The 1,653-nt window shown below is 50.5% G+C and carries 1 pseudogene; it reads right to left on the bottom strand.

Annotated elements, in window-relative coordinates:
- Positions 1–1,475 (bottom strand): annotated as a pseudogene (locus ACJYUO_RS21825) (Eco57I restriction-modification methylase domain-containing protein); the annotation flags it as partial.
- Positions 1,476–1,653: the final 178 nt, after the last annotated feature.

Below are 1,653 nucleotides of genomic sequence, written 5' to 3'. Positions count from 1 at the left end.
TCAATATCTACCCCGTAGAGATTATTCAGGATGACCGTGCGCTTTGCGTAGAGCGACGCCCCACCCTGGCCTTCGTTAATCTCCTCCAGTTCGTCACGGGTGCGAGAATCCAACTCCCAGCCCTTACCTTCCTGATCGAGTTGCTGGAAGTACTCGATGCACTGCATATAGATATCCACCAACACGTCCTGTGCAGCAAGCAGGAACGCACCGCTACCGACCGCCGGATCAAGAACGTGTACCTCTTTTAGGATGTCATGATACAGTGTTTCGACGTGTTTCGTCTCCACGTTCTCAGTGGGGACCTGTCGAGTCATCGTTCCGCCATCCGCTAACGCCGCTTCACCACTGTCACTAGCTTCTACGGTAGGGAATCCGAACACGTCGTCAATCTCGCTGTATTCGGCATCAACCGTGTCGTTGAGCTGGTCAAGCAGATACGGATGGATCGTCTGGCGAGACATGAAGCCGGTGATCTCCTCGGGCGTGTAGTACGCACCCATCTCTTTCTGGTTGACCGTCTGCTCGAAGATATGCCCGAGAATAGCGGGCGAGAGATTCTTCGGATCAACGATATCAAGCCGTTCGTCCACGTTCCAGTTCCACCCAGACAGGAAGTCCAAAATGTCGTCGAACAGTTCGTTTGTTTCTTCGGCAGACTCCCCTAGCTTTGCATCCGAGAAGTCTTCCTCAACAGGATTCTTGGCAAACAAACCACCGTTCAAGTATGGAAGACTCCCGAAATCTGGGTTCTGCTTGTCTTCTGCAAGGAAGTCAAAGAACAGTGGCTGGTAGAAGTTCTCGTACCGATCTTTGCCATAATCCACGACTTTCTCAGGCTGTTCGTGGAGGTAGTTCGGATTTCGGTCCAGAAGACGCTTTTCCTGAATGAAGTACAGGAAGATCATCCGATCAAGGACGACCTGCACGTAGCGTTGCTTCGCATCACCACGGTCATCAGGGATACCAGAGACCTCCTGAACGAGATCAGTACGAAGATCTTCAAACTCCTCGTAAAATTCTTCGACCACCTGTTGTGTATCGTACAGTGTATCGTAAATTGCCGTAGAGGAACCGTACTCGATTGAGTTCAGCTTCTTTAGGACGGTGTTCTTTTCCCCGCTGTCACGCGTGAACTGGTCCTTAGTGAAGGAAATTTTCTGGTGCTTGATTCGACCGTGCTGTTGTCCTTCCCACGTCCTCATTCGAGTAAGGAAGGTGAACTCATCAAAGTCGTTCGTAGCGACAAGGTTCGTATGCCGGGAACGATTATCCGGCTTGAAGTCTGTCGCCGATTCACCGGGGCCTGCGTTGACGAGTACAACAAATTCGTCGTCAGCGAGTTGAAGAACGAGTTGGTTGTCTTCTCCAAGGTTCGGACGCGGCTTTAACCCGCGTTTCTCGAACGAGTTAGCGATGTCTTGGAGGGAGTCCCAGCCTGCAATATCATTCGCGGTGATCTGCTGGAGAGTCATACTCTATGGAAACTCCTCTTTTGTCATAAGTGGTGGTCACTCTATCCGCCTATTCGCTCTGAATTGATTTTTACTGCGTAGAGGAGATATTCGTGATGTTGTGGAGTAAGTCAGCTCTGTCAGTAGTTTCTTTGTATTTCTGTGAAGGAAGTCACGGTCACTGGGGGGTAGATATTGA

This window comes from Natrinema sp. CRL1, from assembly GCF_059162405.1.
Note: the sequence above shows the minus strand (reverse complement) of the source record. Positions and strands in the feature narration are given on the sequence as shown.